Genomic DNA, 21,894 nt, shown 5'->3' with positions numbered 1-21,894 from the left:
AGGTCGCGCTCCCAGTAGCCGTCGTAGCGGCCGGCCGCGACCCAGGCGAGGTCGAGAGCCGCGGCGCCGAACCGGCGGACGCCCGCCACCCGCTGGCTGACCTGGTGCAGCTCCTTCAGGAAGGTCGCGTGCTGGCCGTGGCCGAGGAACGGGATGCCGGTCGCCAGCACCGCCTCGTCCATCCGAGTGCGGGCGGCGACGCGAAGGCGCTTGTCGTTGACGAAGGCGCCCTTGCCCTTCTCGGCCCAGAAGAGGTCGTTGGAGACGGGGTTGTAGGTCACCGCGGCGACCACGGCGCCCTCGCGCTGCAGGGCGATGTTGATCGCGAAGTGCGGGATGGCGTGCAGGAAGTTGGTGGTGCCGTCGAGCGGGTCGACGATCCAGGTGTGGGTCTTGTCGGTGCCCTCGATCATCCCGCGCTCCTCGCCCAGGAAGCCGTAGCCGGGGCGCGCCTTGGAGAGCGCCTCGAAGATCGCCTGCTCGGCCTTCAGGTCGGCGGCGGAGACGAAGTCGGCCGGCGCCTTCTTGGCCACCTGCAGCTCGGCCAGTTCGCCGAAGTCGCGGTTGAGGCCGCGCGCGGCCTTGCGGGCGGCGTCGGACATGACCTTCAGGAGGGCGGACTGGGTGCTCACGGTGTGAAAGATCTCGGACGGGCTGGAGGGCGCGGAACCTAGTGGCCGCGCCCGTGAGAAGCAAGGCGAGGCCCGTCAGGCTTCGTACAACCAGACTTGCAGCAGGCCCAGGCTCTCGCCGTCGACGCCTTCCGTCACGTCCTGCCAGCTTACGAGGGGAAGGCCTTCGGCGAGCGATCGGCCGTGACGGACGACGGCCCGCTCCAGTTCGGGACGGCTCGCGAAGACGTTCGACAGGCCCGCCGTCTCGCAGGCCAGATTCACGATGCCGCCGGCCACCAATCGGTCCTGGGCGTAGCCGCCGAAGACCACGATCGAGGTGTCCCCCAGAACGCCGGGCCGGAAGGTGCGGTGGTGGCCGCGGTGTCCTTCGCCGCCCCATGCGCTTTCCCACAGCGCCAGCGCCGGCGTGGTCTCGACCTTGCGCCATTCAAGACCGCCGTCGTCTTCGGAGGGATTGTTATGATGAACCCAGCGTCCCTGGATCGCCGCGCGGAATCCCAGGGGCAGCAGATTCAGCGTGCGGTAGCTGTCCTTGACCCCCCAGCCCTCGCACAGGTGGCTCAATTCCGCGACCGCCTCCATTTGGGCGACGATGCAGTCGGGGCGCAGGGTGACGACGTTCGGGTAGTAGCGCGGGGCCGGATGACGATTCTGCCAGGCCGCGTAGCGGAATTGACCGCCCGATCCATGCAGGGCGGAAATTCGCGAGCACCATTTCGGCGTTGTTGCGGACGGCCTTGTCCAGCAGCTCGCTCACCGTGGCCGTTCCCCGACCCCCGCAGCCATCTCGGCGTTGAAGGCGGCGACCGCGGCGGCCGGGCCCTCGCCATAGGTCCAGACGCCGGCCGAGACCGCCAGGAAGTCCGCGCCGGCGGCGGCCAGTTCGCGGGCAGTCGGCACGGTGATGCCGCCGATGGCGACGCAGGGGATCAGCATGTCCTGCTGCCAGCCGGTCAGGAGCTCCAGCTCGGCGCGGGTGGGCGCGTCCTTGGTGGTGGTGGGGAAGAAAGCCCCGAAGGCCACATAGTCGGCGCCGCCCTCTGCGGCTTCCATGCCCAGGTGCAGGCTGTCGTGGCAGGTGACGCCGACCATGCGGTCCGGCCCCACGATGCGCCGCGCCTCGGCGAGCGGGGCGTCGTCCTGGCCCACATGCACGCCGTCGCAGCCTAGGCTGGCGGCCAGGTCGGGCCGGTCGTTGAGGATCACCGCCACCCCGCGGCCCGCCGCGATCGGCATGAGCGCGTCGACGGCGGCGGCGATCACCGCGTCGGGGGCATCCTTCAGCCGGATCTGCAGGGCCGCCACGTCGCCGGCGTCGAGCGCGTGGGCGAGGACGTGACCGAAGGCCGCCAGGTCGTCGAGGCGGGGCGGGGTGATCAGGTAGAGGCGGCAGAGGGGCGGGGCCATGTGGGCGGTGTTAGGTCACCGCAGCAGCGCCCTCAAGGCGTAAGCCACCGCCGCGGTCGCCAGCATGGCGCCCAGCGCCAGGCCGAAGAACCAGCCGAGCCGTTTCCAGAGCGGGCCGGACGGCGCGCCGGGCTCCGGCGGCGGCTCAATGATAGCCCGCATCGGCGCCCACCTTGCCGCGGAAGATCCAGTAGACCCATAGGCTGTAGCCGATGATCGCCGGCAGCAGGATCACCACGCCCACCAGCATCAGGCCGAGCGCATTGTCGGCGTTGGCGGCCTGCCGGAAATCCATGTCGTAGGGCACGATATTGGGGAAGAAGCCGGCGGCGAGGCCCAGGTAGCCTGAGAGGAACATCAGGATCGCTCCAGCGAACGGCCAGCCGTGCGCGCGGCGCAGCAGCCCGAGCGCGGCCAGGCCGAAGCCCACCGCGCCGAGGAGCGGGATCGGCGACAGCTTGGTCAGCCGGCCGAGGTCGAAATGGCCATGCGCCCAGCCCCAGCGGAGCGCGACGCGCGGCTCGACCAGCAGGGTCGCGACGCTGACCGCCGCCAGCAGGGCCGCCACGGCGACCAGCGAGATCCAGGCCCAGCGCCGGGCGCGGCCGTGCAGCTCGTCCTCGGTGCGCCAGATCAGCCAGCAGGCGCCGATCAGGGCGTAGCCCGCGACCAGGCCCACGGCGACCAGCAGGGTGTAGGGCGTCAGCCAGTCGAACACCCCGCCGGCGAAACGCCCGTCCTTCAGGGTCACGCCCTGGATGAAGCCGCCCAGCACCAGCCCCTGCGCCAGGGTGGCGGTGAGCGAGCCCGTGGTGAAGGCCACGGTCCAGAACCGCTTGCCGCGCGTCCTCGCCCGCAGGCGGAACTCGAAGGCGACGCCGCGCAGGATCAGGGCCAGCAGCATCAGCAGGATCGGCACATAGAGCGCCGGCATCAGGGCGGCGTAGGCGAAGGGGAAGGCCGCGAACAGCCCGCCGCCGCCCAGCACCAGCCAGGTCTCGTTGCCGTCCCAGACGGGCGCCACGGTCGCCATCATCAGGTCGCGCTCGGCCGGCGACCTGGCGAAGGGAAAGAGGATGCCGATGCCCAGGTCGAAGCCGTCGAGCATCACATAGAGCAGGACCGCGACGGCGATGATCGCGGCCCAGATCAGCGGCAGGTCGAGGCTCATGGGGCGTCTCCCGGCTCACCGGGCGCGGCGCCGAGGGCGTAGCCCGGCGGCCGCACCGAGGCCGGCTCGCCCGACGCCGGGGCCAGCGGGCCGCCGTCGATCAGCCGCAGGATGTAGAGCGCGCCCACGCTGAACACGAGGGCGTAGATCGCCATGAAGGCCACGAGCGACACCGAGACCTCGCCCCTGGTGACCGGCGAGACGGCCTCGGCGGTGCGCAGCACGCCGTAGATCACATAGGGCTGGCGTCCGACCTCGGCGACCACCCAGCCGGCCACCACCGCCACGAACCCCGCCGGCCCCATGGCCACGCAGGCGCGCAGGAACCAGCGCGCATGGGCGAGGTGGCCGCGCCAGACCAGGTAGCCGCCCCAGAGCCCCAAGCCGATCATCGCCAACCCCAGCCCGACCATCACCCGGAAGGCCCAGAAGACGAGGGCGACCGGCGGCCGGTCCTCAGGCGCGAAGGCCTTCAGGCCCTTGACCTCCGCGTTGACGTCGCCGGCGGTGATCAGGCTGCCCAGCTTGGGGATCGAGAGCTCCCAGCGGTTGGCCTGCGCCGTTCGGTCGGGCCAGGCGACGATATGGAAGGCCTGGCCGGGCTTGGTGTCCCAGAAGGCCTCGATGGCGGCGAGCTTGGCCGGCTGATAGCGCAGCGCCTGCTTGCCCGACATGTCGCCGGCCAGGAGCTGCAACGGGGCCACGATCGCAAACATGCCGATGGCCATCTTCAGCGCAATGCAGCTTTCGTCCTCGTCGCGGTCCTTCAGGACCCGCCAGGCCGAGGCGGCGCCCACCACCAGCGCGGTCGTCAGGTAGGCCGCCAGCACCATGTGCAGCAGCCGCACCGGAAAGGTCGGCGAGAAGATCACCTGGACCCAGTCGGTGGCCCGCAGCGTTCCGTTGGCCAGCTGCACATAGCCCGTCGGGTGCTGCATCCAGCTGTTGGCCGAGATGATCCAGAAGGCCGAGGTGAGCGTGCCGACCGCCACCAGCACCGTGGCCGCGAAGTGCAGCCGCGGCCCGACCTTCTTCCAGCCGAACAGCATGACGCCCAGGAAGCTCGCCTCGAGGAAGAAGGCCGCCAGCACCTCGAAGGCCAGCAGCGGCCCGATCACCGGCGCCGCGATCGCCGAATAGACGCTCCAGTTGGTGCCGATCTCGTAGGACATCACCACGCCGGAGACGACGCCCATGCCGAAGGAGAGCGCGAAAATCTTGATCCAGAAAAGGTAGAGGGTCTTGAAGATCTCGTTGCGGGTGGCCAGCCAGAGCCCCTCCAGCACCGCCAGAAAGCTCGCCAGCCCGATCGTGAAGCTCGGGAAGATGATGTGAAATGCAATCGTGAAGGCGAACTGCAGTCGCGACAGCAAAAGTGCGTCGAAATGCATGGCCTGATCCCGAACATGCCCCGCGAAATGCGAAAGCACAGCTCCCGTGTCCAACAACGCCTCAGCCAAGCTTTGGGCTATGCGACAGACGGTCGCGGCCTTGTGAGGTGAATTCTTCCCCAATTCGGAGAACTCACAGGACGGCCTTCCCACATGCGAATGACTTGCAAACGCGTTCGCAACTGGCTATATAGGGGCTCAGGAAGTCGGGAGCCGCCGCGCGCGCCATGTACGTCTGCAACTGCAACGGCCTCAGGGAACGCGACGTTCGCGCCGCGATCGCCGCCGGCGCCAGCCGCCCCGCCCAGATCTTCAAGGCCTGCGACAGCGCCGCCCAATGCGCCCGCTGCGTCTGCGACATGCGCAAGATGCTGGACGAGGACCGCGAGGCTCTGCGCTACGCCGCCGAGTAGGCCGTCCGCGCCCGCCGCGAGCGAAAATCACTTGCAAACATAGGCTTTGACTTCACGCCGCACCGACGTGACGGTCGCGCCGTTGCGACAACAGGAGGCCGGCATGAAGGGCGACAAGGCGATCATCCGGCTCCTCAACCAGGTGCTCACCAACGAGCTGACGGCGGTCAACCAGTACTTCCTGCACGCCCGGATGTACGACAACTGGGGCCTGAAGCAGCTCGGCAAGGTCACCTACGACGAGTCGATCGGCGAGATGAAACATGCCGACAAGCTCATCAAGCGCATCCTGTTCCTCGATGGCCTGCCGAACCTGCAGGACCTGCACAAGCTGAAGATCGGCGAGGGCGTCGGCGAGGGGCTTGAGGCCGACCTGGCCGTCGAGACCGGCGGGCGCGCGACCCTGGTCGACGGGGTGAAGCAGTGCGAGCAGGCCGCCGACTACGTCTCCCGCGAGATCCTCACCGAGATCCTGGTGGACACCGAGGAGCACATCGACTTCCTGGAGACCCAGATCGCCCTCTTGAAGAGCCTGGGCGAGCAGAACTATCTGCAGAGCGCCATGGGGGAGCTCGGCGAAAGCTGAGCCGGAACCGCGCGCGGCGCCTGCGGATTTCGTAGAGTCGTGCGAGAGCGTTGGGAGCCCGATCCATGCCGAAGAACCCCGTCCGCGGGGCTGTCGACAGCCTCGCCAACAGCCGTGGCCGCTCGACCCAGCACATCCTGATCGGCCTGGGCCTGACGGTGGGCGCGGTCGCGGTCTCGGCGCTGATCGCGCGGATGAACGCGCCGACCGAGGACAATTTCGAGATCTATTCCGACTACGAGGAGCTGGATCAGCCGGCCATCAAGCCGCCGTCCAAGGTGTTCGCCCTGGTCTGGCCGCCACTGTTCATGGCCCTGACCCTGTCGGGCCTGCGGATCTGGAACGCGCCGAAGAGCGCCGCGCGCACTCAGGCCCTGACGCTTTGGGGCATGGCGCAGGCGTTGAACGCGGTCTGGATGGCGCTGGGCCCCAAGCGCCTGGGCGGCCAGCTTGCCGCGGCCGTCGCCTCGTTCGGCACCGCGCTCGCCTATGTCTGGCGGGCCCGCCAGGTCGACCCGCCCGCGGCCAACCTGGTCGCCCCTTACGTCGGCTGGATCGGCTTCGCCAATGTGCTCACCGAGGAGCTCTGGCGGAAGAATCCCGGGCAGCGGACCATGCACTAGGCGAGCGCCGGGCTTCGCCCTAGGCTCGCGCCCAAGAACAAGGGCGGGAGCGGAACGATGGTGGCGACGGCAGCGGGCGCCGAGGCGCCGGTGCGTGGGTCGAACCGGCTGGTGATCGCCGGGGCGTCGGCCGGCACGGTCTTCGAGTGGTACGACTTCTACCTCTACGGCTCGCTCGCCACCTTCATCACCGAGCACTTCTTCTCCGGCGTCAACGCCACCACCGGCTACATCTTCGCGCTCCTGGCCTTCGCGGCGGGCTTCGCGGTCCGGCCGTTCGGGGCCATCGTCTTCGGCCGGCTGGGCGACCTCTGGGGCCGCAAGAACACCTTCCTCGTGACCATGACCTTGATGGGCATCTCGACCTTCGTCGTCGGCCTGCTGCCCGGCTACGACCAGATCGGCGTGGCCGCGCCGGTGGGCCTGATCGTCATGCGGCTGATCCAGGGCCTGGCGCTGGGTGGGGAGTACGGCGGGGCCGCCACCTACGTCGCCGAGCACGCGCCGCCCGGCAAGCGCGGCCTCTACACGAGCTGGATCCAGACCACGGCGACCTTCGGCCTGTTCCTCAGCCTGATCGTCATTATCGTCGTCCGCACGAAGCTGGGCGAGGACGTCTTCAAGGCCTGGGGCTGGCGCATCCCGTTCCTGGCCTCGGCGCTGCTGCTGATCGTCTCCCTGTGGATCCGGCTGCGGCTCAACGAGAGCCCGGTGTTCCAGAAGATGGTCGCCGAGGGGACCACTTCGAAGGCGCCGCTCACCGAGAGCTTCGCCCGCTGGCCGAACCTGAAGCTGGTGCTGCTGGCGCTGGCCGGCCTCACCGCCGGCCAGGCGGTGGTCTGGTACACCGGCCAGTTCTACAGCCTGTTCTTCCTGGAAAAGATGCTGAAGGTCGACGGCATCCTGACCAACGAACTGGTCGCCGTGGCCCTGCTGCTCGGCACGCCGTTCTTCGTGGTCTTCGGCTGGCTCTCCGACAAGATCGGGCGAAAGCCGATCGTCCTGGCGGGCTGCCTGCTGGCGGTGCTGACCTATTTCCCGATCTTCAAGGCCATCACCGTCGCGGCCAATCCGCAGCTGGCCGCGGCCAGTGCGTCTGCGCCGGTCACCGTGGTCGCCGACCCGGCCGACTGCGCCTTCCAGTTCGACCCGGTCGGCAAGAAGACCTTCGCCTCGTCCTGCGACCTGGCGAAGTCGGCGTTGGCGAACGCCGGCGTCAGCTACGCCAACCAGGCCGCGCCGGCGGGTTCGGTGGCGGTGGTCCGCATCGGCGCGGTCTCGATCCCCAGCTTCAAGGGCGGGGCCCTGGCCGCGGCCGAGCTCAAGACCCAGAAGGCCGCCTGGACCAAGACGCTCGGCGCGGCGCTGAAGACCGCCGGCTATCCGGCCAAGGCCGACCCCGCCAAGATGAACAAGCCCCTGGTCGTGGGCCTGCTCTGGCTGCTGGTCCTCTACGTGACCATGGTCTACGGCCCGATCGCCGCGGCGCTGGTCGAGATGTTCCCGGCGCGGATCCGCTACACCTCGATGTCGCTGCCCTACCACGTCGGCAACGGCTGGTTCGGCGGCTTCCTGCCGACCACGGCCTTCGCCATGGTCGCGGCCACCGGCAACATCTACTACGGCCTCTGGTACCCCGTCGTCGTGGCCGCCGTGACCGTCGTGGTCGGCTTCTTCTTCATCAAGGAGATGCGCGGCGCGCCGATCGAGGGTTAGGTCCCGGACGGGCGCGCCCCGCCGCCTCAGGCCGTCTCGACCGCGCGGACGTCCAGCTCGCGGGCGATCCGTTCGCGCAGCTCGTACTTCAGCACCTTGCCCGAAACGGTCATTGGGAAGGCCTCGATGAAGCGCACATAGCGCGGGATCTTGAAGTGGGCGATCTGGCCGCGGCAGAAGTCGCGGATCTCCTCGGCCTCGGCCGTCTCGCCCGGCCGCAGGATCACGAAGGCGCCGACCTCCTCGCCGTACTTGGCGTCCGGCACGCCCACGACCTGCACGTCCTGGATCTTGGGGTGCTGGTAGAGGAACTCCTCGATTTCGCGCGGGAAGATGTTCTCGCCGCCGCGGATCACCATGTCCTTGGCCCGCCCGACGATCTTGCAGTAGCCCGCCTCGTCGAGGGTCGCGAGGTCGCCGGTGTGCATCCAGCCGGCCGCGTCGATGGCCTCGCGGGTGCGGGCCTTGTCGCCCCAGTAGCCGAGCATCACCGAATAGCCGCGGGTCAGGAGCTCGCCCTTCCGGCCACGGGGCAGGATGTGGCCGTTCTCGTCGACGATCTTCACCTCCAGGTGCGGCTGGATCCGGCCGACGGTGGAGACCTGGCGTTCGAGCGGATCGGCCTGGCCGGACTGGAAGCTGATCGGCGAGGTCTCGGTCATGCCGTAGCCGATGGTCACCTCGGCCATGTGCATCTCGTCCACCACCCGCTTCATCACCTCGATCGGGCAGGGAGCGCCGGCCATCATGCCGGTCCTGAGGCTGCGGAGGTCGAAGCTCGCGAACTTCGGATTCTCCAGCAGCGAGATGAACATGGTCGGCACGCCGTGCAGCGCGGTGCACATCTCGTCCTCGATGGTTTCCAGCACGCAGGTCGCCTCGAAGGCCTCGCCCGGGAAGATCATGGTTCCGCCGTGGGTCACGGTGGCCAGGTTGCCGATCACCATGCCGAAGCAGTGGTAGAGCGGCACCGGGATGCACACCCGGTCCTGCTCGGTCAGCCCCATGGCCTCGCCGACGAAGAAGCCGTTGTTGAGGATGTTCTGGTGGGTGAGCGTCGCGCCCTTGGGCGAGCCGGTGGTGCCCGAGGTGAACTGGATGTTGATCGGGTCGTCGAACTGCAGGGTCGCGCCGAGCTCGGCCAGCGCGGCGAGCTCCGCCTCGCTAGCCGGCGTCAGCAGCTCGTCGAAATTGAGCATGCCCGGCGTGCCGGCTCGTCCCAGCCGCACCACCAGGCGAAGTTCGGGCAGGGCGGCCGCCTTCAGCTGTCCCGGCGAGGCGGCCCAGAGCTCAGGCGCGAGCTCCGCCAGCATGGCCAGGTAGTCGCTGGACTTAAAGCGCGGCGCCAGGATCAGGGCGACGCAGCCGACCTTGTTCAGGGCGTATTCCAGCTCCGAGCAGCGGTAGGCGGGGTTGATGTTGACCAGGATCAGGCCGGCCTTGGCGGTGGCGAACTGGGTCAGCACCCATTCGGCGCAATTCTGCGACCAGATGCCGATGCGCTCGCCGGGCTTCAGGCCCGCGCGGATGAACGAACAGGCCAGGTCGTCGACCCGCCGCTTCAGGTCGGCGTAGCTCCAGCGGATGTTCTGGTGGCGGACCACCAGGGCCTCGCGGGCCGGCAGCTCGCCGGCCACCTGGTCGAAATAGGCGCCGATGGTCGCGCCGATCAGCGGCGCCTCCGAGGCGCCGTGCACGTAGCTCAGTAGGGTCTGCATTGGGATCTCTTCAGGCATGGGGGATCGCTCACCCCCGCCGCCCATCGGCGAAGGCGTTTTCGCAACCCCGTTTCAGGTTGATACGCCTCCGTATCGCAGTTCGGAGAACCTTGCAATACGGTACCGTATCGAAACTGCGAAAAACTGGACATGAAGGCTCCCGCCCTTCGTCGGCGGGAGGTTCAGCGGCCGTCAGGATCGATGGGGTCGTCGTAGCCGTGGTTGGCGGAATAGAAGGCGAGCCACATGAACAGCGCCGCGAAGGCCGCGGTGACCGCCCCGCCGCCGGCCAGATAGGGCCAGATCACGCCCAGGGTCCTGAGGCCGTCGCTGACGCCGGAATTGGAGAAGAACGCCCAGCCGGCCACGAGGGAGAACCCGGCGAGCGCCAGGAAGGTCAGGCCAAGGACGATCATATGCCTGCGCATGCCCCACCAAGCGGTGGAGAGGCGCAGAAGTTCCCTATTCGGCGGCGTGGCGGGTGATGCCGATCTTCGGCGCCAGCTCGCCCGCGGCGTAGCGCTTGGCCATGACGGTCATCGGCAGCGGGGTGATCTTGCTGGCCCAGCCGGCCGTGCCGAACTCCTCGAAGCGCTGGCGCACCACCGCGCGCATGGCGTCCATGGCGGGCTTCAGATACTTGCGCGGGTCGAATTCGCCGGGGTTCTCGGCGAACACCTTCCGGATGGCGCCGGTCATGGCCATGCGGTTGTCGGTGTCGATGTTGATCTTGCGCACGCCGTGCTTGATGCCGCGCTGGATCTCTTCCACCGGCACGCCCCAGGTCTGGGGCATCTCGCCGCCGTACTGGTTGATGATGTCCTGCAGGTCCTGCGGCACCGACGACGAGCCGTGCATGACGAGGTGGGTATTGGGCAGGCGGCGGTGGATCTCCTCGATCACGTTCATCGCCAGGACGTCGCCGTCCGGCTGCCGCGTGAACTTGTAGGCCCCGTGGCTGGTGCCCATGGCGATGGCCAGCGCGTCGACCTGGGTGGTCTTCACGAACTCCACGGCCTGGTCCGGGTCGGTCAGCAGCTGATCGTGCTCAAGCTTGCCCTCGAAGCCGTGGCCATCTTCCTTTTCGCCCATGCCGGTCTCGAGGCTGCCCAACACGCCGAGCTCGCCCTCGACGCTGGCGCCCACCCAGTGGGCCATGTCGACCACCGCCTTGGTGACGCCGACGTTGTAGTCATAGTCGGCTGGCGTCTTGCCGTCGGCCTTCAGCGAGCCGTCCATCATCACCGAGGTGAAGCCGAACTGGATCGCGGTGGCGCAGGTCGCCTCGTTGTTCCCGTGGTCCTGGTGCATGCAGATCGGGATGTGCGGATACATCTCCGCCAGCGCGTCGATCAGGTGCTTCAGCACGATGTCGTTGGCGTAGGACCGGGCGCCACGGCTGGCCTGGATGATGACGGGCGCGTCCACCGCGTCGGCCGCCTCCAGGATCGCCAGACCCTGTTCCATGTTGTTGATATTGAAGGCCGGCACGCCATAGCTGTGCTCGGCGGCGTGATCGAGAAGTTGTCTCAGGGTGATCCGGGCCATCGTCTCTTCGTCTCTACCGTTCTTTATCGGGACAAAGCCGCCACGCCGGGCAGCGTTTTGCCCTCCATCCATTCAAGAAACGCGCCGCCCGCCGTCGAGACGAAGGTGAAGTCGTCGACCACGCCGGCCGCGTTCAGGGCCGCAACCGTATCACCGCCGCCCGCGACCGCCACCAGCTTCCCCGCTTTCACGAGGTCGGCCGCACAACGCGCGGCCTCCATGGTGCCCTTGTCGAAGGGCGGCATCTCGAAAACGCCCAGGGGGCCGTTCCAGATCAGGGTCTTGGAATTGGCCATGGCGCGGCACAGGCGCTCGACCGTCTCCGGCCCCGCGTCGAGGATGCGTTCCTCGTCGTCGATCGAGCCCACGTCGCGCACCCGGGCCGGGGCGCCGGGCGCCAGCTTCTCGGCCACCACGATGTCCAGCGGCAGGAAGAGCTTGCAGTTGTTCTGGCCGGCCAGGCGGATCACCTCGCGGGCGGTCTCGGCCAGGTCCTTCTCGCAGTAGGAGGCGCCGACGTCGTGCCCCTGGGCGTAGAGGAAGGTGTTGGCCATGCCGCCGCCGATCGCCAGCTTGTCGAGCTTGGTCACTAGGTGGCGCAGCAGGTCGAGCTTGGTGGAAACCTTCGAGCCTCCGACGATGCCCAGCACCGGCCGCTCCGGATGGCCGAGCGCGCGGTCGAGCGCGTCGAGCTCCAGCCGCATCTGCTCACCCGCATAGGCCGGCAGGCGGTGGGCCAGCGCCTCTGTCGAGGCGTGCGCGCGGTGGGCGGCGGAAAAGGCGTCGTTGACGTAGAGGTCGCCGTTGGCGGCCAGGGCGTCGGCGAACTTGCGGTCGTTGGCCTCCTCGCCCGGATGGAAGCGGACGTTTTCCAGCAGCAGGACGTCGCCCGGCTGCATGGCGCTCACCGCCTCGCGCGCCTTGGGCCCGATGCAGTCGGGCGCGAAGGCCACGGGGACGCCCAGCACCTTGGCGAGCGGCGCCACGATGGGCCTCAGGCTCATGGATGGCACGGCCTTGCCCTTCGGCCGGTCGAAGTGGGCCAGCAGGATCACCTTGGCCCCGCCCGCCCGGAGCTTGTCGATGGTCGGCTTTGCGGCGCGCAGGCGGGTGTCGTCGGTGACCTTGCCGTCTTCCATCGGGACGTTGAAGTCCACGCGGACCAGGGCCCGCTTGCCCTGGAGATCGGCCTTGTCGAGCGTCTGGAAAGCCATCAGGTCCGGGTCAGATCAGCTTGCCCATGGCGACGGCGACGTCGCTCATGCGGGTCGAGAAGCCCCACTCGTTGTCGTACCAGGAGAGCACCCGGCCAAGCCCGCCGTCGACCATCTGGGTCTGCGGCAGGGCGACGGTCGAAGAAGCGTCGTGGTGATTGAAGTCGATGGAGACCAGCGGGTCCTTGGTCACCGCCAATATGCCCTTCAGCGGGCCCTTCTCGGCGGCGGCCTGCATGGCGGCGTTGATCTCCTCCACGGTGACCTTCTTGCCGGGCACGAAGGTCAGGTCGACCACCGAGACGTTGGGGGTCGGCACGCGGATCGAGGAGCCGTCGAGCTTGCCGGCCAGGGCCGGGATCACCAGCCCCAGCGCCTTGGCCGCGCCGGTCGAGGTCGGGATCATCGACATGGCCGCGGCGCGGCCGCGGTAGAGGTCCTTGTGCAGGGTGTCGAGCGTCGGCTGGTCGCCGGTGTAGGAGTGGATCGTGGTCATGTAGCCGCGCTCGATGCCGCAGAGCCCCTGCAGCACGTGGGCGACCGGCGCCAGGCAGTTGGTGGTGCACGACGCGTTGGAGACGATCAGGTCGGCGGCGGTCAGGCTGTCGTGGTTGACGCCGTAGACGATGGTCTTGTCGGAATTTTCGCCGGGGGCCGAGATCAGCACCCGCTTGGCGCCGGCCTCCAGGTGCAGGGCGGCCTTTTCGCGGGCGGTGAACAGGCCCGTGCACTCCAGGGCGATGTCGACGTTCAGCGCCTTGTGCGGCAGCTCCTTGGGATCGCGGATCGCCGTGACCTTCATCTTGCCGAGCCCGGCGTCGATCCAGTCCTCGCCGGTGGTTACCGTCCCGGGGAAGCGGCCGTGCACGCTGTCGTAGCGCAGCAGGTGGGCGTTGGTCTCCACCGGCCCGAGGTCGTTGATCGCCACCACCTCGATGTCGGTGCGCCCATGTTCGACGATCGAGCGCAGGACCAGCCTGCCGATGCGGCCGAAACCGTTGATGGCGACGCGGACGGTCATGGGTGGGATCTCCTGGGCGGCCTGGCTGAAGTGCGGGCGTTTTTTCGGTCGGGGCCGGCCAAGTCAACCCCTGGCCCGGTCAAGTTCTGGTTCAGCCTGTAACCGGACGGACCTTACCAGCGGCTTGCACCGCGCGGGCTCGCGCCTCGTCGACATCGGCGCCGCGGGCCAGCGCCACGCCCATCCGGCGGCGCAGGAAGCTCTCCGGCTTGCCGAACAGGCGCAGGTCCGCGCCGGGGACCGCCAGGGCCTCGGCCACCCCCTCGAAGGCGATGCCCCGGGCCTCCAGGCCGCCGTAGATCACCGCGCTCGCGCCGGGTTCGCGCAAGGCCACGTCCACCGGCAGGCTCAGGATGGCGCGGGCGTGGATGGCGAATTCGCTCTGGTATTGGCTGACCAGGGTCACGAGGCCGGTGTCGTGCGGGCGCGGGCTGACTTCGGAGAACCAGACCGCGTCGCCCTTCACGAACAGCTCGACGCCGAAGAGGCCCTGGCCGCCCAGGGCGTCGGTCACGGCGCGGGCGATCTCGCGGGTGGCCTTGAGCGCGGCGGGGCTCATCGCCTGCGGCTGCCAGCTCTCCACATAGTCGCCCTTCACCTGGCGGTGGCCGATGGGCTCGCAGAAGCTGGTGACGACCGCGCCATCCTGAACGCTGCGGACGGTGAGCTGGGTGATCTCGAAGTCGAAGTCCACGCGGCCCTCGACGATGACGCGCGGCTGCTCGACCCGGCCGCCTTCCAGGGCATAGCGCCAGGCCTCGGCGATCCGGTCGGAGCTCTCGACATAGGACTGGCCCTTGCCGGACGAGCTCATCACCGGCTTGACGAAGCAGGGGAAGCCGACCGCCTCGGCGCCCGCCGCCAGCTCGTCCTCGGTCGACGCGAAGGCGTAGGCGCTGGTCGGCAGGCCAAGCTCCTCCGCGGCCAGCCGGCGGATGCCTTCGCGGTTCATGGTCAGCTGGGCGGCGCGCGCGGTCGGGATCACGGTCGCCAGGCCGTCGGCCTCGATGCGCGCCAACTCGTCGGTGGCGATGGCCTCGATCTCCGGCACGATCAGGTGCGGCCGCTCGGCCTCGACCAGGGCGCGCAGGGCCGAAGCGTCGGTCATGGCGATCACGTGGGAGCGGTGGGCGACCTGCATGGCCGGGGCGTCGGCGTAGCGGTCGACCGCGATCACCTCGCAGCCCAGCCGCTGCAGCTCGATGGCGACTTCCTTGCCGAGCTCGCCGGAGCCCAGCAGCATCACCTTGATGGCGGTCGGCGAGAGCGGCGTGCCGAGGCGCATGGCGATCCCCCTAGAGCTTCGCCTTCGCCGCGGCGGCGACGGCCTCGGCGGTGATGCCGAAGTGCTTGTAGAGCACCTCGAACGGCGCGCTGGCCCCAAAGCCGGTCATGCCGACGAACACCCCGTCCGCGCCGATGAACTTCTCCCAGCCCATCCGCACGCCGGCCTCGACGGCGACGCGGACGTCGGTCTCGCCGATGACCTGGGCCTGGTAGTCGAGGGGCTGGGCGTCGAAAAGCTCCCAGCAAGGGGTCGAGACCACGCGGGCGCCGACGCCTTGAGCTTCCAGCAGTTCGCGGGCGGCCATGGCGACGCCGACCTCGGACCCGGAGGCGAAGATCGTCACCTGGGCCGGATGGCCCGCGCCGGCCAGCTGATAGGCTCCGCGCGCCGACAGGTTCTCGCCGGCGACGATGGTGCGGACCGGCGGGACCTTCTGGCGGGAGAGCGCCATCAGCGAGGGCGTGCGCCTGGCTTCCAGCGCCAGCTTCCAGCACTCCGCTGTCTCCACCGCGTCGGCCGGGCGGAAGACGTTGAGGTTCGGCATGGCGCGCAGGGAGGCCAGATGCTCCACCGGCTGGTGGGTCGGGCCGTCTTCGCCGAGGCCGATGGAATCGTGGGTCATCACATGGATCACGCGGGCGCCCATCAGCGCCCCCAGCCGGATCGCCGGGCGGCTGTAGTCGGAGAACACCAGGAAGGTCCCCGAATAGGGGATCACCCCGCCATGCAGGGCCATGCCGTTCATGGCCGCGGCCATGCCGAACTCGCGCACGCCATAGTGCACGTAGCGGCCGGCGTAGTCGGGGGCGTCGAAGGTCCCCATGCCCTTGACGATGGTGTTGTTGGAGCCGGTCAAGTCGGCCGAGCCGCCGACCATCTCCGGGATCGCCGGGACCAGTTTTTCGAGCGCCGCGCCGGAGTGCTGGCGGGTGGCGGCGGCGGGCTTCTCGGCCTCGGCCTTGGCGATGTGGGCGTCCAGCGCCTCGAAGGCGCCCGCCGGCAGGTCGCCGGCCATGGCGCGCTCGAACTCCGACCGTAGGTTCGACCCGGCCAGCGCCGCTTCCCAGCTCTTGCGGAGCCGGGCGCCCTTGCGGCCCGCCGCGCGCCAGGGCTTCAGCACTTCGTCGGGCACGGTGAAGGGTTCGTGGCTCCAGCCCATGGCCGCGCGCGAGGCGGCGATCTCGGGGTCGAACAGGGTGTAGCCGTGGCTGTGCGGGTCGCCCTCCTTGGGGCCCGCGCCCTTGGAGATCTTGGTCTTGCAGGCGATCAGGGTGGGGCGGTCCTGCCGGGTCGCCCAGCGCATCGCCGCGGCGATCTTTGCGAAGTCGTGGCCGTCGACGGCCTTCACCGCCCAGCCGGCCGCCTTGAAGCGGGCGAGCTGGTCGCCGGTCTCCGCGATCGTCGCCTCGCCGTCGATGGTGGTGTTGTTGTCGTCGAAGAGCACGGTCAGCTTGGCGAGCCTGAAGCGGCCGGCCAGGCTGATCGCCTCGTGGCTGACGCCCTCCATCAGGCAGCCATCGCCGGCCACCACCCAGGTGCGGTGGTCGACCAGCGCGTCGCCGAAACGGGCGTTCACATGCCGCTCGGCCATGGCCATGCCGACGGCGGCGGCCAGGCCCTGGCCCAGCGGCCCGGTGGTGGTCTCGACGCCCGGCGTGTGGCCGTACTCCGGGTGGCCGGGGGTATTGGAGCCGAGCTGCCGGAAGGCCTTGATCTGCTCCATGGTCACCGCCTTCACCCCGGTCAGGTGCAGGAGGCTGTAGAGCAGCATCGAGCCGTGGCCGGCGGAGAGCACGAAGCGGTCGCGGTCGTGCCAGTCGGGGCGGGCGGCGTCGTATTTCAGGAACTTGGTGAACAGCACCGTGGCCACGTCGGCCATGCCCATCGGCATGCCCTGGTGGCCCGATTTCGCCCGATGGACCGCGTCCATGGAGAGCACGCGGATGGCGTCGGCCATGGTCTGGAGAGGCGCGGGCATCGAGGTCCTGGAATCGAGGGGCTGGGGCTCTCCGGGCGGGGTCGCACGCGGGCGGGCAGGGGTCAAGAAAAGGGCGCGCTTCCGAACGACACCGACGCAGGTCTATAGATGGACAGGCCAGGACCTTGCGGGAGGACGGCGAATGAGCGGCGGCGAAAGCGCCATGGACCTTGCGGCGAAGCGGTTGGAGCAGGCGGTGCACCTGCTGGAGCAGCGCTTGGCCCAGCGCCTGAAGACGGCCGGGGCCGAGGCCGGCGGCCTGTTCGACCAGGACCGCGCCAATCTCGCCGCCGAGCTGGACGAGGCCCGCGCCCGCGAGCGCGAGCTCGAGGCGGCCGGCGCCGAGGCGTCCGTGGCGCTAGGCCGTGCTATCCTGGAAATTCGCGCCGCGCTGAACGGCGCGGGTAGTTCCCCCTCTTCTTCCTCATTGGGGGAGCACTGATCCGATGGCCCAGATCAACGTCGAGGTGAACGGCCGGCCCTACGCCGTGGGCTGCGAGGACGGCCAGGAGAGCCACCTGCTCGAACTCGCCAAGATGTTCGACCACCAGGTGCGCCAGGTCAGCCAGGACATGGGCCAGCTCGGCGACACACGCCTCTTCCTGATGGGCGCCCTGCTGCTGGCCGACGAACTCGCCGATGCGCGCATCCGGCTCAACGCCCTGCAATCCGAGCTCGGCCGCCTGCAGAACGATCGCGGCCGCCTGGAGAACCGCGCCGTCGCCGCCCTGGAAACCGCCGCCAAGCGCATCGAGAAGCTGGCCGGCGAAGACGCCTGACGGTTGTGCTATGTTCCGCCCTCAGGACGGAGCGGGATCATGGCTTCTCTGGATAGCGCACGGCAGGACGGCTTCTTCTCGGGCGACACCTGGGGCTGGTGGCAGGCGCGGCGGCTTCGCTACAATCTCGTGCTCGGGGCCGGTGGCTGGATCGCCTACGCCGCCGCGGTCGGCCTGAACTACGCCTTTGGTCATCCCGTCTGGCGCGACTGGCGCGGCGGGCTGGGCATGACGATCTTCCTGGGCACGGTCTTCGCCGTTGTCATGGGCTTCGCCAATGTCTGCTACCTGCTCGGGCCGGCCGTTGAGGGCTGGATCAAGCCCGTCGACGTCGAACGCTATCGGAAAAATGCCTATGCCATGGGCCTATGGGGTTCGCTGGCCGTCCCCGCGGTCTTCCCGCTGGTGCAGCTCGCGATGCTGATCGCGCACAGCTGAGGCGCCCCAACGGCGAAGGGGTGCGGCAATCCGTCCACGCCGGTTAAGGCCATCTTGTACCCGGCCGGTGCAAGGTCATCGCCGTCGGGTGGAGCCGGGGAACGTTTGTGGCGATCGGCTTGGCATCGGACGATCCAATCGTCCTTCGCACCTATATCGAGCGCTACCGCGTCGTCTTCCGCACGCGGCTGATCTCGGTCGTCGCCCTGGTGGCCGCGGTCGCGGCCAGCCTCTCGCCGGTCACTGCGCTCCAGTTCGGCGTCGTCCACTTCCTGCTCTTCGGGCTCTTCATCTGGGCAGTGGAGCACGCCGCGCGGCGGCTGGACGACCCGCGCACGGCCGAGCGGCTGACGCTCCAGTCGCTGGTCCTGAGCTTCGTGATCGCCTGCCACGGCTCCTGGCTCGCCTTCCATGTGAACGGGGTCGCCCCCAGCCTGCACGTGGAATGCCTGCTGCTGGTCATCACCCTCATCATGCTCGCGGGATTGCAGGTGCATCTCTCGGCGACAGGGTTCCTGCTGTCGGTGGCGCCGCACGCCGTGACCCTTTTCCTGATCACCCGGCCGGAGCGGACCGGCGACCTGACGCCGCACATCTGGGGCGGCGGGATGTTTGTCGGCGCCATCCTGGCGGCCTCCTGGCGCCAGCAGAGCAGCGACCGGCTCTCGGCGCTCGCCGCCGCCGACCTGGCGCACCGCAACACCGAGCTGCAGGCCGCCGTCGCCGTCGCCGAGGCGGCGAGCCGGGCAAAGACCGACTTCCTGGCCGTGACCAGCCACGAGGTCCGCACGCCGCTCAATGCGGTGCTGGTCATGGCCGCCGTCCTGGCGCGCGAGGTGAAGAGCCGCCGCCATGCCGAGCTCGCGCGCGGCATCGAAACAGCCGGCGGCATGCTGCTGCATCTGCTCAACGCCATCCTGGAATTCACCCGCGCGGAGGCCGGCAAGGCCACGCTCCACCTGGATTCCGTCCACCTGCCCACCCTGGTGGCGCGGGTCGAGGGCGTTTGGCGGATGCGCTGCGAGGAGGGCGGCCTGGCCTTCCGAAGCGAGATCGCCGGCCCCGCCGAGGCCCTGACCGTGGCGGCGGACGCCGGACGCCTCGAGCAGACGCTGGTCAACCTGATCTCCAACGCCGTGAAGTTCAGCCCGCCCGGCGCCGAGGTGGTGGCGCGCTGCGAAGCGGTCCTCGCGCCGGGCGGCCGCTCGCGCCTGCGCTTCGAAGTGCTCGACGCCGGACCGGGCGTCGCGCCCGAGGATCACGCGCGCATCTTCGAGGCCTATGAGCAGACCGACCTCGGACGGGAGGTAGGGGGATCGGGCCTCGGCCTCGCCATCTGCCGCAGCAACGTCGCCCTGATGGACGGGACCTTCGGGCGCGACGACCGGCCCGAGGGCGGCTCGGCCTTCTGGTTCGAATTCGAGGCCGCGCTCGCCGACCCGGCGGACCGGGCTGAGAGCGGCGCATCGTCCGGCGTCCGGATGCCGGCGGGCTTGCGCATCCTGGCCGCGGAGGACCATCCGACCAACCGCCAGATCCTGAAGCTGATCCTCGACCCCCTGGGGGTCGACCTGACCCTGGTCGACAACGGCGCCGAAGCGGCCGAGGCGGCCTATGCCGGCTACGACATCATCCTGATGGACGCCAAGATGCCGGTGATGGACGGCACGGCGGCGACCAGGCAGATCCGCGCCGACGAAGCCCGGACCGGCCGACACACGCCGATCATCATGGTCACCGCCAACGTCTTCCCGGCCGATATCGAACGCTACCTGGCGGCCGGCGCCGACCGTGTGCTGGCCAAGCCGATCGACGTCCGCCAACTGCTCGACGCCATGGCCGAGGCGGCCGGCGACGACCGGAAGGCGGACGACGCGCCGAAGGCCGCCGCCACGAAGGCCGGCTGACGGTGTCGCGCCCTGAATCGCGACAGATCGGCGACTTGCTTGAGAACGGGACCCGAACGCACTACCTTATCCAGCGGCGGGTCTGCTGCGGCCCTCGTCGAAGGCGACATATTCCAGCGACCTTAATTCACTCATAGGGAGCTGTCCCTGGCCGGGATCGTGGTCCCGGGCATACGGCGCCCACCTGGTCTACCAGGTCGAGGGAATGAAACAGTCCTTCACGGTTCTCACGGCGCCGCCACCCGTTTCCCCACAAGCCTTTGCTTCCGCGCAACTCTTTGGCTGTAAGGTCGGCGCGTGACCGAGCCTATCGACAAGACGGCGCTTCGGGTGCGCATGCGCAGCCTGCGCCGCCGGCTGGCCGAGGCGACGCCCGACGCCGGCGAGCGCGCGGCGCGCCGCCTGCCGCTCTCGCGATTCAGCCGCTTCCGGGTGGTCAGCGCCTACCTGCCGCGCGGCTCGGAGTTCGATCCCCAGCCCCTGTTGCGGGCCATCCTCGGCCTCGACCCCGAGCACGTGACGGCGGCGCTGCCGGTCGCCGTCGGCAAGGACTCGCCGCTGATCTTCCGGGCCTGGCGGGCCAGCGACAAACTGGTTCCCGACACCTTCGGCATCCCCGCGCCGCCCGCCTCCGCGCCCGAGGTCACGCCCAATCTGGTGATCACCCCGCTGCTCGCCTTCGACCGCCACGGCGGGCGGCTCGGCCAGGGCGCGGGCCACTATGACCGGACGCTCGCGAGGCTGCGCAAGCTCAGGCCGGTCTTCGTGCTGGGCGTGGCCTTCTCGGGCCAGGAGATCGACGCCGCGCCCATGGATCGCCACGATCAGCGGCTCGACGCCATCCTGACGGAGACGGAGTTCATCGAAGTCGATAGAGAAGGCCGATGAGGTTCGCCTTCTTTGGAGATGTGGTCGGCCGCGCGGGCCGCGACGGCCTGGCCGATCACCTGCCGGGGCTGCGCAAGCGCCTGGGCCTGGAGTTCGTGATCGTCAACGCCGAGAACGCCGCGGCGGGCTTCGGGATCACCGAGTCCACGGCGCGCGAGCTGTTCGACGCCGGGGCCGATGCGCTGACGCTGGGCAACCACTCCTGGGACCAGAAGGAAGCGCTCACCTACATCGTGCGCGAGCCCCGGCTGATCCGGCCCCTGAACTATTCCGCCTTCTCCGACGCCCCGGGTCGCGGCGCGCAGCTCTTCGAGACCCAGGGCGGCCGCCAAATCCTGGTGATCAACCTGCTGGGCCGGGTGCACATGGACTCGCTCGACGACCCCTTCGCGGCGGTCGACAAGGAGCTGGAGGCCTGCCCGCTCGGGGCCGTGGCCGACGCCATCGTGGTCGACATGCACGCCGAGGCGACCTCCGAGAAGATGGCCATGGGTCATTTCTGCGACGGGCGCGCCAGCCTGGTGGTGGGCACCCACACCCACGTGCCGACCGCCGACTGCCAGATCCTGAACGGCGGCACCGCCTACCAGACCGACGCCGGCGCCTGCGCCGACTACGACAGCGTGATCGGCAACCAGAAGGAAGAGCCGCTCAGGCGCTTCACCACCCGCATCTCAGGCGGCCGCTACAAGCCCGCCGAAGGCCCCGCCACGGTCTGCGGGGTCTATGTGGAGACCGACAACGCCACGGGCCTCGCCCGCCGCGTCGAGCCGATCCGCATCGGCGGCCGGCTGAGCGAGACGGTGCCCGCGGTCGAGGCGGTCAGCGCTTAAGGCCGGCGTCTCCGTCCCTCTAAGGCTTGGCCGCCGCGTCCTTCGGCTTCGGCGGCGGATGCAGCAGGCTGTCGCGGGTCAGCCTGCCGGTCTTCGCACGGTCCAGCTTGGCGAAGCGGCGGTCGGTGATCGCCATCCATTCGGCCTGGGTCACCTTGCCGTCGAGGTCGGCGTCGGCCGCGGAGATCGGTTCCGGCTCGTTGATCAGCGAATAGCGCGCCGCGCCCTCCAGGCCGGCGCCCGGGACCCGCGTCTGCTGGGCCGGAGGACTGGCGTCCGATCCGGAACCGCCGCCTCCGCCACCGCCACCGCCCATGCCGCCGCCGCCGCGGCCCATGCC

23 protein-coding genes and 1 pseudogene are annotated in these 21,894 nt (G+C 69.4%); 10 read left to right on the top strand and 14 right to left on the bottom strand.

Translation table 11 applies throughout. The features are described from left to right. From ACESMY_RS21925 to ACESMY_RS21900, 6 genes are all read right to left on the bottom strand, one after another. Positions 1-632 (bottom strand): inositol monophosphatase family protein (locus ACESMY_RS21925; protein ID WP_372786770.1); only part of this gene is annotated, 632 nt, incomplete at its 3' end. Positions 633-707: 75 nt separating this feature from the next. Beyond that, complete coding sequence (locus ACESMY_RS21920; protein WP_372786769.1) at positions 708-1,217, bottom strand: hypothetical protein; 510 nt, start codon at positions 1,215-1,217, stop codon at positions 708-710. A 171-nt stretch (positions 1,218-1,388) separates the two neighbouring features. Beyond that, a complete protein-coding gene (gene thiE, locus ACESMY_RS21915) occupies positions 1,389-2,042 on the bottom strand; it encodes a thiamine phosphate synthase (protein WP_372786768.1) in 654 nt (217 codons plus the stop codon). Positions 2,043-2,057: 15 nt separating this feature from the next. Next, the gene (locus tag ACESMY_RS21910; RefSeq protein WP_372786767.1) at positions 2,058-2,204 is read right to left on the bottom strand and encodes a hypothetical protein; all 147 of its coding nucleotides are present in this window, start codon (positions 2,202-2,204) and stop codon (positions 2,058-2,060) included. Next, entirely contained in the window at positions 2,188-3,213 is a 1,026-nt protein-coding gene (gene cydB / locus ACESMY_RS21905) for a cytochrome d ubiquinol oxidase subunit II (RefSeq protein ID WP_372786766.1), read from the bottom strand. Before cydB ends, ACESMY_RS21910 begins: the two co-directional genes overlap by 17 nt. Continuing rightward, positions 3,210-4,604, bottom strand: coding sequence for a cytochrome ubiquinol oxidase subunit I (locus ACESMY_RS21900; RefSeq protein ID WP_372786765.1), 1,395 nt, complete (start codon positions 4,602-4,604; stop codon positions 3,210-3,212). The genes cydB and ACESMY_RS21900 overlap by 4 nt, the downstream gene beginning before the upstream one ends. 227 nt (positions 4,605-4,831) lie before the next feature. Between ACESMY_RS21900 and ACESMY_RS21895 the strand changes: the two genes are divergently transcribed. From ACESMY_RS21895 to ACESMY_RS21880, 4 genes are all read left to right on the top strand, one after another. After that, entirely contained in the window at positions 4,832-5,017 is a 186-nt protein-coding gene (locus tag ACESMY_RS21895) for a bacterioferritin-associated ferredoxin (protein ID WP_372786764.1), read from the top strand. Positions 5,018-5,120: 103 nt separating this feature from the next. Further along, a complete protein-coding gene (bfr, locus tag ACESMY_RS21890) occupies positions 5,121-5,603 on the top strand; it encodes a bacterioferritin (protein ID WP_372786762.1) in 483 nt (160 codons plus the stop codon). Between the two features lie 65 nt (positions 5,604-5,668). Next, positions 5,669-6,226: a TspO/MBR family protein gene (locus tag ACESMY_RS21885; RefSeq protein ID WP_372786761.1), complete on the top strand. Its 558-nt coding sequence runs from the start codon at positions 5,669-5,671 to the stop codon at positions 6,224-6,226. 57 nt (positions 6,227-6,283) lie between these two features. Next, positions 6,284-7,942 carry an MFS transporter gene (locus tag ACESMY_RS21880; RefSeq protein WP_372786760.1) on the top strand — a complete coding sequence of 553 codons (1,659 nt, stop codon included), beginning with the start codon at positions 6,284-6,286 and terminating at the stop codon, positions 7,940-7,942. Positions 7,943-7,968: 26 nt separating this feature from the next. On the opposite strand, the gene ACESMY_RS21875 is transcribed toward ACESMY_RS21880, so the two are convergent. From ACESMY_RS21875 to tkt, 7 genes are all read right to left on the bottom strand, one after another. Next, positions 7,969-9,660, bottom strand: a complete 1,692-nt coding sequence (locus ACESMY_RS21875; RefSeq protein ID WP_372786759.1) for an AMP-binding protein — start codon at positions 9,658-9,660, stop codon at positions 7,969-7,971. 182 nt (positions 9,661-9,842) lie between these two features. Further along, positions 9,843-10,076 (bottom strand): hypothetical protein, encoded by a 234-nt coding sequence (locus tag ACESMY_RS21870; RefSeq protein ID WP_372786758.1) that lies wholly within the window; start codon positions 10,074-10,076, stop codon positions 9,843-9,845. A gap of 46 nt (positions 10,077-10,122) precedes the next feature. Then, the gene (gene fba / locus ACESMY_RS21865; protein WP_372786757.1) at positions 10,123-11,208 is read right to left on the bottom strand and encodes a class II fructose-bisphosphate aldolase; all 1,086 of its coding nucleotides are present in this window, start codon (positions 11,206-11,208) and stop codon (positions 10,123-10,125) included. 23 nt (positions 11,209-11,231) lie between these two features. Beyond that, a complete protein-coding gene (gene pgk / locus ACESMY_RS21860; protein WP_372786756.1) occupies positions 11,232-12,422 on the bottom strand; it encodes a phosphoglycerate kinase in 1,191 nt (396 codons plus the stop codon). 10 nt (positions 12,423-12,432) lie between these two features. Beyond that, positions 12,433-13,443 (bottom strand): type I glyceraldehyde-3-phosphate dehydrogenase, encoded by a 1,011-nt coding sequence (gap, locus tag ACESMY_RS21855; RefSeq protein ID WP_372786755.1) that lies wholly within the window; start codon positions 13,441-13,443, stop codon positions 12,433-12,435. 91 nt (positions 13,444-13,534) lie between these two features. After that, positions 13,535-14,734, bottom strand: a complete 1,200-nt coding sequence (gene purT / locus ACESMY_RS21850) for a formate-dependent phosphoribosylglycinamide formyltransferase (protein WP_372786771.1) — start codon at positions 14,732-14,734, stop codon at positions 13,535-13,537. A gap of 4 nt (positions 14,735-14,738) precedes the next feature. Further along, a complete protein-coding gene (gene tkt, locus ACESMY_RS21845; protein ID WP_372786754.1) occupies positions 14,739-16,709 on the bottom strand; it encodes a transketolase in 1,971 nt (656 codons plus the stop codon). 142 nt (positions 16,710-16,851) lie between these two features. On the opposite strand from tkt, the gene ACESMY_RS21840 reads away from it, so the two are divergent. From ACESMY_RS21840 to ACESMY_RS21815, 6 genes are all read left to right on the top strand, one after another. Continuing rightward, positions 16,852-17,151 (top strand): DUF4164 family protein, encoded by a 300-nt coding sequence (locus tag ACESMY_RS21840; RefSeq protein ID WP_372786753.1) that lies wholly within the window; start codon positions 16,852-16,854, stop codon positions 17,149-17,151. A 4-nt stretch (positions 17,152-17,155) separates the two neighbouring features. After that, positions 17,156-17,488, top strand: coding sequence for a cell division protein ZapA (locus ACESMY_RS21835; protein ID WP_372786752.1), 333 nt, complete (start codon positions 17,156-17,158; stop codon positions 17,486-17,488). A 39-nt stretch (positions 17,489-17,527) separates the two neighbouring features. Beyond that, a complete protein-coding gene (locus ACESMY_RS21830) occupies positions 17,528-17,926 on the top strand; it encodes a hypothetical protein (RefSeq protein ID WP_372786750.1) in 399 nt (132 codons plus the stop codon). Positions 17,927-18,033: 107 nt separating this feature from the next. Further along, positions 18,034-19,833, top strand: a complete 1,800-nt coding sequence (locus ACESMY_RS21825; RefSeq protein WP_372786749.1) for a response regulator — start codon at positions 18,034-18,036, stop codon at positions 19,831-19,833. A gap of 297 nt (positions 19,834-20,130) precedes the next feature. Further along, entirely contained in the window at positions 20,131-20,721 is a 591-nt protein-coding gene (locus ACESMY_RS21820; protein WP_372786748.1) for a 5-formyltetrahydrofolate cyclo-ligase, read from the top strand. Further along, positions 20,718-21,554, top strand: a complete 837-nt coding sequence (locus tag ACESMY_RS21815) for a YmdB family metallophosphoesterase (protein ID WP_372786747.1) — start codon at positions 20,718-20,720, stop codon at positions 21,552-21,554. Before ACESMY_RS21820 ends, ACESMY_RS21815 begins: the two co-directional genes overlap by 4 nt. 19 nt (positions 21,555-21,573) lie before the next feature. On the opposite strand, the pseudogene ACESMY_RS21810 reads toward ACESMY_RS21815, so the two are convergent. Continuing rightward, positions 21,574-21,894: pseudogene (locus tag ACESMY_RS21810) on the bottom strand (hypothetical protein); the annotation flags it as partial.

Origin of the sequence: Phenylobacterium sp., from assembly GCF_041691455.1 — a bacterium.
GTDB lineage: Bacteria > Pseudomonadota > Alphaproteobacteria > Caulobacterales > Caulobacteraceae > Phenylobacterium.
The sequence above is the reverse complement of the archived record's forward strand: the minus strand, read 5'-3'. Positions and strand labels throughout refer to the sequence as shown.

Coding starts and splice junctions, on each gene's coding strand:
- ACESMY_RS21840 (WP_372786753.1), top strand. CDS start 16,852: ATGAGCGGCGGCGAAAGCGCCATGGACCTTGCGGCGAAGCGGTTGGAG.
- ACESMY_RS21835 (WP_372786752.1), top strand. CDS start 17,156: ATGGCCCAGATCAACGTCGAGGTGAACGGCCGGCCCTACGCCGTGGGC.
- ACESMY_RS21880 (WP_372786760.1), top strand. CDS start 6,284: ATGGTGGCGACGGCAGCGGGCGCCGAGGCGCCGGTGCGTGGGTCGAAC.
- ACESMY_RS21870 (WP_372786758.1), bottom strand. CDS start 10,076: ATGATCGTCCTTGGCCTGACCTTCCTGGCGCTCGCCGGGTTCTCCCTC.
- ACESMY_RS21910 (WP_372786767.1), bottom strand. CDS start 2,204: ATGCGGGCTATCATTGAGCCGCCGCCGGAGCCCGGCGCGCCGTCCGGC.
- gap (WP_372786755.1), bottom strand. CDS start 13,443: ATGACCGTCCGCGTCGCCATCAACGGTTTCGGCCGCATCGGCAGGCTG.
- fba (WP_372786757.1), bottom strand. CDS start 11,208: ATGGCCCGGATCACCCTGAGACAACTTCTCGATCACGCCGCCGAGCAC.
- ACESMY_RS21920 (WP_372786769.1), bottom strand. CDS start 1,217: ATGGAGGCGGTCGCGGAATTGAGCCACCTGTGCGAGGGCTGGGGGGTC.
- ACESMY_RS21875 (WP_372786759.1), bottom strand. CDS start 9,660: ATGCAGACCCTACTGAGCTACGTGCACGGCGCCTCGGAGGCGCCGCTG.
- ACESMY_RS21815 (WP_372786747.1), top strand. CDS start 20,718: ATGAGGTTCGCCTTCTTTGGAGATGTGGTCGGCCGCGCGGGCCGCGAC.
- ACESMY_RS21830 (WP_372786750.1), top strand. CDS start 17,528: ATGGCTTCTCTGGATAGCGCACGGCAGGACGGCTTCTTCTCGGGCGAC.
- tkt (WP_372786754.1), bottom strand. CDS start 16,709: ATGCCCGCGCCTCTCCAGACCATGGCCGACGCCATCCGCGTGCTCTCC.
- cydB (WP_372786766.1), bottom strand. CDS start 3,213: ATGAGCCTCGACCTGCCGCTGATCTGGGCCGCGATCATCGCCGTCGCG.
- ACESMY_RS21885 (WP_372786761.1), top strand. CDS start 5,669: ATGCCGAAGAACCCCGTCCGCGGGGCTGTCGACAGCCTCGCCAACAGC.
- ACESMY_RS21895 (WP_372786764.1), top strand. CDS start 4,832: ATGTACGTCTGCAACTGCAACGGCCTCAGGGAACGCGACGTTCGCGCC.
- bfr (WP_372786762.1), top strand. CDS start 5,121: ATGAAGGGCGACAAGGCGATCATCCGGCTCCTCAACCAGGTGCTCACC.
- ACESMY_RS21900 (WP_372786765.1), bottom strand. CDS start 4,604: ATGCATTTCGACGCACTTTTGCTGTCGCGACTGCAGTTCGCCTTCACG.
- thiE (WP_372786768.1), bottom strand. CDS start 2,042: ATGGCCCCGCCCCTCTGCCGCCTCTACCTGATCACCCCGCCCCGCCTC.
- pgk (WP_372786756.1), bottom strand. CDS start 12,422: ATGGCTTTCCAGACGCTCGACAAGGCCGATCTCCAGGGCAAGCGGGCC.